Annotated in this window: 6 protein-coding genes; 3 read left to right on the forward strand and 3 right to left on the reverse strand. The window is 68.5% G+C overall.

Annotated elements, in window-relative coordinates; genetic code table 11:
• Positions 1–80 precede the first annotated feature (80 nt).
• Together AAFU51_14170 and uvrC are read right to left on the reverse strand one after the other, a co-directional pair.
• Positions 81–512, reverse strand: a complete 432-nt coding sequence (locus AAFU51_14170; GenBank protein ID MEO1572396.1) for a hypothetical protein — start codon at positions 510–512, stop codon at positions 81–83.
• Between the two features lie 49 nt (positions 513–561).
• The gene (gene uvrC, locus AAFU51_14175) at positions 562–2,427 is read right to left on the reverse strand and encodes an excinuclease ABC subunit UvrC (GenBank protein MEO1572397.1); all 1,866 of its coding nucleotides are present in this window, start codon (positions 2,425–2,427) and stop codon (positions 562–564) included.
• 350 nt (positions 2,428–2,777) lie between these two features.
• Here uvrC and AAFU51_14180 point away from each other — a divergent pair, with 350 nt between their 5' ends.
• Together AAFU51_14180 and AAFU51_14185 are read left to right on the forward strand one after the other, a co-directional pair.
• Positions 2,778–3,944, forward strand: a complete 1,167-nt coding sequence (locus AAFU51_14180; protein MEO1572398.1) for a glycosyl hydrolase family 18 protein — start codon at positions 2,778–2,780, stop codon at positions 3,942–3,944.
• 66 nt (positions 3,945–4,010) lie between these two features.
• Positions 4,011–4,472 (forward strand): MarR family transcriptional regulator, encoded by a 462-nt coding sequence (locus AAFU51_14185; GenBank protein ID MEO1572399.1) that lies wholly within the window; start codon positions 4,011–4,013, stop codon positions 4,470–4,472.
• Positions 4,473–4,481: 9 nt separating this feature from the next.
• On the opposite strand, the gene AAFU51_14190 is transcribed toward AAFU51_14185, so the two are convergent.
• Positions 4,482–5,351, reverse strand: a complete 870-nt coding sequence (locus tag AAFU51_14190; protein ID MEO1572400.1) for an NAD-dependent protein deacetylase — start codon at positions 5,349–5,351, stop codon at positions 4,482–4,484.
• Between the two features lie 270 nt (positions 5,352–5,621).
• On the opposite strand from AAFU51_14190, the gene AAFU51_14195 reads away from it, so the two are divergent.
• Positions 5,622–6,000: alanine--tRNA ligase-related protein (locus AAFU51_14195; GenBank protein MEO1572401.1), on the forward strand; the 379-nt coding region annotated here is incomplete at its 3' end.

Here is a 6,000-nt window from a genome sequence, read left to right on the forward strand (position 1 = left end):
CAGAGCGTCCGGGCGCATTGGTGTGCACCCGGACGTGACTTTCAGTGGGAAGTGTGGCGCGCGACGTGCTGCGCAGGCAGCTACTCGCCCCCTGAGACGCCGACCGAGACGATGCCGGAGTAGCCCTCAAACCGCAGCACGGCGCTGGCAGGACGGCCTGCCACGGTCTGCGCCCCCTCGGCCACATTCTGCGCGAGGTTGCGCGCGTAGAGCACTGTGCCGTCCTCATCGAGCAGTTCCAGCGAGGCGGTACCGTTGCTGTAGCCAACGACCGAGAGGCCGACTTGCGACGCGTCGCCGGTGAAGCTGAGGGCGTAGTCCTGCTCGAACGCGAGGTCGTCCGCCGTGACGGCGAAGCCGAAGCTGTCGGTTGTGTTGCCCACCGCAGGCGGCAAGCCCCCCGGGATCAGGTCGCCGGGCACGAGCGTTTCCGGCGTCACGAACGAGTCGGCGCAGCCTACGTTCAGCGTGAGGGCAAACAGGGCGACAGTAAGAGCAGCGAGGCGAAGCATAGCGATACGGGCGTAGTGTTCGAGGGTGGCTCGCCCGCAGGATACGGCGCTAGGCCTCATTCTCCGCGCGCTCAGCCGGTGGGGTGTCGAAATAGGCCCTGACCTTGCTGGCTGCCGATGGACCGACCTCGTCGGCGAGGGCGTCCTCGGAGGCAGCCTGGACGCCTTTTACGCTGCCGAAGGTCGAGAGCAGCTTGCGCGCGGTCTTCGCGCCGATGCCGTCGATCTCGGTAAGCTCGGTGCGGAGCGTCTTGATCGCGCGCTGCTTGCGCTGGGCCGTCACGGCGAAGCGGTGCGCCTCGTCGCGGGCACGTTGGAGCAGGCGCAGGCTGCTCGACGTGCGCGGGATCATCACGGGGTCCGACAGCCCAGGCTTGTAGACCTCCTCCAGCCGCTTGGCGAGGCTCACGATGGCAAAGCGGCCGACGACCTCGGTGCGCTTCAGCGACTCCATCACCGAGCTGAGCTGCCCTTTGCCGCCGTCGATGATGACGAGGTCGGGCCAGGGGCCGTTTTCCTGCACCATGCGGTTGTAGCGCCGCTCCGTCGCCTCGCGCATGCTCTGGAAGTCGTCGGGCTTGCCGTCGGGGACCGAGCGGATCTTGTACGTGCGGTAGTCGGACTTCTTCGGCTTGCCGTCCTCGAAGACCACGCAACTCGCCACGGTGCCCGTGCCGCCGAGGTGCGAGATGTCGAAGCACTCGATGCGGCGGGGCGGCTTCTTGAGGCCGAGGTCGCGCTGGAGGGCGGTGACGCTGCGCGGGATGCGCTCCTCGCCGCGGGCGATCTTCTGCCGCTTCCACTCGCCGAGCAGCAGGTCGGCATTGGCCTCGACCATCCGCATGAGGCTCGCCTTCTCGCCGCGCGCCGGGGTCTTGAGGGGCACCTTCTTGCCGCGCCCCTCGCGCAACACGGCCTCGATGGGCTCGGGCGAGGCCACGTCGTGGGACAGGTAGGCCTCGTCGGGGAAGAACGTCGCGTCGGCGTAGTGCGCCTCCACGAAGCGCTGCATCAGCTCGGCGTCCTCGACGCCCTCGAAGCGGCGCAGGATCTTGTGCTGGCGGCCGATGATCTTGCCCTCGCGCACCTTGAAGAGCACGCCCACGGCTGCGTCGTCCTCGCGGTCGATGGCGAGCGCGAAGAGGTCACGGTCGACCTCCTCGGTGGTGACGACTTTCTGTTTCTCGGCGTACTTCTGGAGCGCCCGCATCCGGTCGCGCAGCTCGGCGGCGCGCTCGAAGTCCTTTGCCAAGGCGGCGGCCTGCATTTCGTCCTTGACGATGCCCACGAGCGCCTTCGTCTTGCCGTTCAGCAGTTGCCGGATTTGGTCGATGGCGGCGTCGTAGTCCTCCTCGGACTGGTAGCCTACGCAGGGGCCCTTGCAGTTCTGGATGTGGTACTCCAGGCACGGCTCGAACTTGCCGGCCTCGACGTTGCCCTTCGAGAGCCGCAGCGAGCACGTGCGCAGCTTGAAGAGGTCCTTGATCGTCTTGAGCATCAGCTTCAGCGCCTTGCCGTCGGTGTACGGGCCGAAGTACTCCGAGCCGTCCTTACGCACCGTCCGCGTGGGAAAGACGCGCGGGAAGCGCTCGCGCTTGATGCAGATGTAGGGGTAGGTCTTGTCGTCTTTGAGGTTGACGTTGTAGCGCGGCTGGTGGCGCTTGATGAGGTTGTTTTCGAGGATGAGCGCCTCGGCCTCGGTGTCGGTGACGATGACCTCGACATCGACGATTTTGGAGACGAGGATGCGCAGGCGCGCATCGCGGGGGCGCGACTCCTGGAAGTAGCTCCGGACGCGGTTGCGCAGGTTCTTGGCCTTGCCGACGTAGAGGATGGTGCCCCCGGCGTCTTTGTGCTGGTAGACGCCCGGCTGGGTGGGGAGGTGAGCGAGCTTCTCGGCGAGCGCGTCGGTCATGGAGGAAGAAGTGAGGTGGCTCCCCCCGCTTGACACGCCTGCGACGGCGGTCAAGCTGTCCCCCTCATCCCTGAGGGGGACAGTCCCGAGGAGCGGAGCGGGCGGCTCATCAGAGACGCACGCGGAGACGACGCAGGGACGGGGGGAGCGGCACGGTTACGAATCCACCTGTGTACGCTCGACCCTGTGACTGCGTTCAGTCAGAGGGGCACGGTGAAGGGGCATGACAAAGCACGGTGCACAAACGCAGCACGGTTGCGCTGCGGGAACGGTCCAGCGCACGCGCGGGGGCGCGGCGAGGTCTTGGCGCGAGAAGGCACCAACGCTTCTCTCGCTTCCCTCCTGTTTCCATGCGCTTGCTCGGTACCGCCGACCTCCGCCTCGCCGCCGCCCGCCTCGTGCTCCGCCTTGCCCTCCTCGTCGCCCTCGTCCTGACGCTCCCGGCGTGCGCGCAGCACGACTTCTTCGTGCTCGGCTACCACCCCTACTGGATGGGCGACGCCTACGAGCACGCGCGCCTCGACGCGATCGACGAGCTGCTCTACTTCGAGCTTGCCATTGAGGCGAACGGCACGTTTGCCAATACGCACGGCTGGGAGGACCGCGGCGTGCGCATGGTCGAGACGGCGCACCGCAGCGCCACCCGGGCCGCGCCGTCGCTGACGCTCTTCGACGCGGCGGTCTTCACGAAGCTGTTCACGAATCCTGCGTCTGTCGAGCGGCTGCTCCAGGGCACCCTCGCCGCCGTCCGCGACGCCAACGCCGACGGCGTCCACCTCGACATCGAGCTCTTCGATCCGGTCCCGCCCGAGGCACGCGACGCCTACACGCGCTTCGTCGCCGACCTCAGCCGTACGCTCGGGACCGGCTACACCGTCACCGTCTTCACGCTCGCCCTCGACCCCGCCGACGCCTACGACGAGGTTGGGCTCGCCGAGGCCGCCGACTACCTCGTCGTGCAGGGCTACGACCTCCACCACCAGCACGGCGACACCGCCGGGCCTATCTCCGCGCTGCGCGGCTGGGGCCGCCTCAACTGGCACGCCGTCCTCGACCGCTACGACCAGCTGCGCGTCCCGCGTCGCCAACTCGTGATGGCGGTGCCCTACTTCGGCTACGAGTGGCCCACCGTCACCGGCGAACCCGGAGCCGCCACGACCGGCCCTGGCGAGATCGTCGCCTATGCACCGATCTCGGCCCGCGTACCGGAGATCCCGGGCTCGGCCGTCCAGCGCGCCGCCGCGTTCGGCATGCGCCGCGACCCCGTCAGCGGCTCGCCGTTCTACGCCTACCGTGACGCCGAGGGTCAGTGGCGGCAGGGGTGGTACGAGGACCTCGTGAGTCTCACCGAGAAGTTCGACTTCGTCAAGCGCAAGCAGCTCGGCGGCATCGCCGTCTTCCCGCTGGGCTACGACGGCGGCGAACTCACGGCGGCTGTCGTGGAGGCCTTCCCGTTGGCCCAGCGCACGCAGCTCCCACGTCCCGTAGGCGACGCCGTGGCGATCGCGCAGCCGTGACCGATCTGAACTTGTGGATGAGGTGGACGTTCTGAACGGGCCACCCTCACTCGCCGCCCGACAGCCGTGAAGCTCAACGATCTCATCCACCAAGCCCACTTCCGCACCCCCGCGCTGGAGACGCTGCTCAACGTCATGGTGACGCACAGCTACGTCCAGGGCGAGCTGCAGAGCGTGATGCAGCAGGAGGGCCTGACGCACGCGCAGTACAACGTCCTCCGCATCCTGCGCGGCGCCGAGACCGACCGCGTCCCGTGCGCCTACATCGGCGAACGGCTCCTCGACCGGACGCCCGACGTGACGCGCCTCCTCGCCCGCTTGGAGGCGAACGGCTACGTCAAGCGCCGCCGTGCTGACTACGACCGCCGCGTCGTCGAGGTCGGCATCACTGACCTAGGCCGGGAGGTCCTCGGGCGCCTCGACGGCCCTGTGGACACGCGCATTTCTTCCCTCACGCAGCACCTCACGGAGGACGATCTCCACACGCTCTCGCACCTCCTCGAAAAGCTGCGCGCCGACCAGGTGTGACGCACGCAGCTAGGCGAGCAGTCGGTTCGCGAGCGCGGGGAGTGTCGTCCCGAGCGGTGCATCCAGGGCGACGGTCGCATGCCGATGCCCGCGCGTGTCGCCGAGCGTGACGATGGCGACGGGCGTGTCCGCCTTGTCGGCTTGCCGCACGAAGCGGTAGCCGCTGTAGACCGCGAGGCTCGACCCGACGACGAGCAGCGCGTCGGCGTCCGCGACGAGGGCCTGCGCCTGCGCCACGCGAGGTTTCGGGACCGATTCGCCGAAGAAGACCACGTCCGGTTTGAGCGCGCCGTCACACACCGGACACGTCGGCGGGACGAAGCGCGCAACGGCTTCGTCGGCTAGCTCGAAGTCGCCGTCGGGCGCGAGCAGGTCGGCGTCGAACGGTTCGAGGTGGCCCGGATTCACCTCGGCGATCCAGCCTTGCACGTCGGTGCGCGGGTAGACGCGCTGGCAGGCGAGGCAGACCGCGTCCGCCAGCCGCCCGTGTAGATCTACGACGGGGGCATGCGAGTCGGTGCCTTCCACCATGCGTGCGGCGCGGTCGAGGCCGTCGACGTTCTGCGTGATCGTGCCCGTGAGGCGGCCCGCCGCGTCGAGTTGTGCCAGCGCGCGGTGCCCGGCGTTGGGCTGCGCCTGCGCGACGCGCGGCCACCCCCGGCTCGCCCGCGCCCAGTAGCGCTGCCGGGCAGCAGCGCTCCGCACGAAGTCGTCGTACTGGATCGGGCTCCGCTTCCGGTGCCGCGTGCCGGGACCTCGGTAGTCCGGGATGCCCGAGTCCGTCGAGAGCCCCGCGCCGACGAGCACGGCGATGCGCCGGTCGCGGAGCAGGTCCACGAGTGCATCGAGGGTGGTGGCGGGTGCGGTCGTTGGGAGCATGCGAGATCGAGGTGGGGCGGCTCCCCCCGTTTTGGTTGACGGTCGCGATGCTCCCAGTCAACCAAAACTGTCCCCCTCACACGTGAGGGGGACAGCTTGACCGCCGTCCAGGCGTGTCAAGCGGGGGCAGCGCGTCTGGCGCTTGCATCCCGCCGAGCGCTCGACGTTCCGCGCGCCTTTTCCCCCAATCTCCCGCGCGGTGCCGGAGCGCACCGAGAGGCGCGGCGTAGCTTATTCGCTCCCCTGTCCACACGCTTGCCCGCTGCTCCCATGAGCACCCCGACCCATACCTCGTCTCAGATCCGCTCTGCCTCCGACATTCGTAGGGACTTCCTCGACTTCTTCCGCCAGAAGGGCCACGAGATCGTCCCCAGCGCGCCGCTCGTGTCGCAGGACGACCCCACGCTGCTCTTCATCAACGCGGGGATGAACCCCTTCAAGGACGTCTTCCTCGGGACCGGCAGCCGCCCCTACACGCGCGTGGCCGACACCCAGAAGTGCCTCCGCGTCTCCGGCAAGCACAACGACCTCGAAGAGGTAGGCCTCGACACCTACCACCACACGTTCTTCGAGATGCTCGGCAACTGGAGCTTCGGGGACTACTTCAAGCGCGAGGCGATCACCTGGGCCTGGGAGTTGCACGCCGTCG

Source organism: Bacteroidota bacterium (assembly GCA_039821555.1).
Lineage (GTDB): Bacteria > Bacteroidota > Rhodothermia > Rhodothermales > Rubricoccaceae > JBCBEX01.

Bases quoted from the DNA above. Each gene is read 5' to 3' on its own strand.
- AAFU51_14170 (MEO1572396.1), bottom strand. From the start codon at position 512: ATGCTTCGCCTCGCTGCTCTTACTGTCGCCCTGTTTGCCCTCACGCTG.
- AAFU51_14190 (MEO1572400.1), bottom strand. From the start codon at position 5,351: ATGCTCCCAACGACCGCACCCGCCACCACCCTCGATGCACTCGTGGAC.
- AAFU51_14180 (MEO1572398.1), top strand. From the start codon at position 2,778: ATGCGCTTGCTCGGTACCGCCGACCTCCGCCTCGCCGCCGCCCGCCTC.
- uvrC (MEO1572397.1), bottom strand. From the start codon at position 2,427: ATGACCGACGCGCTCGCCGAGAAGCTCGCTCACCTCCCCACCCAGCCG.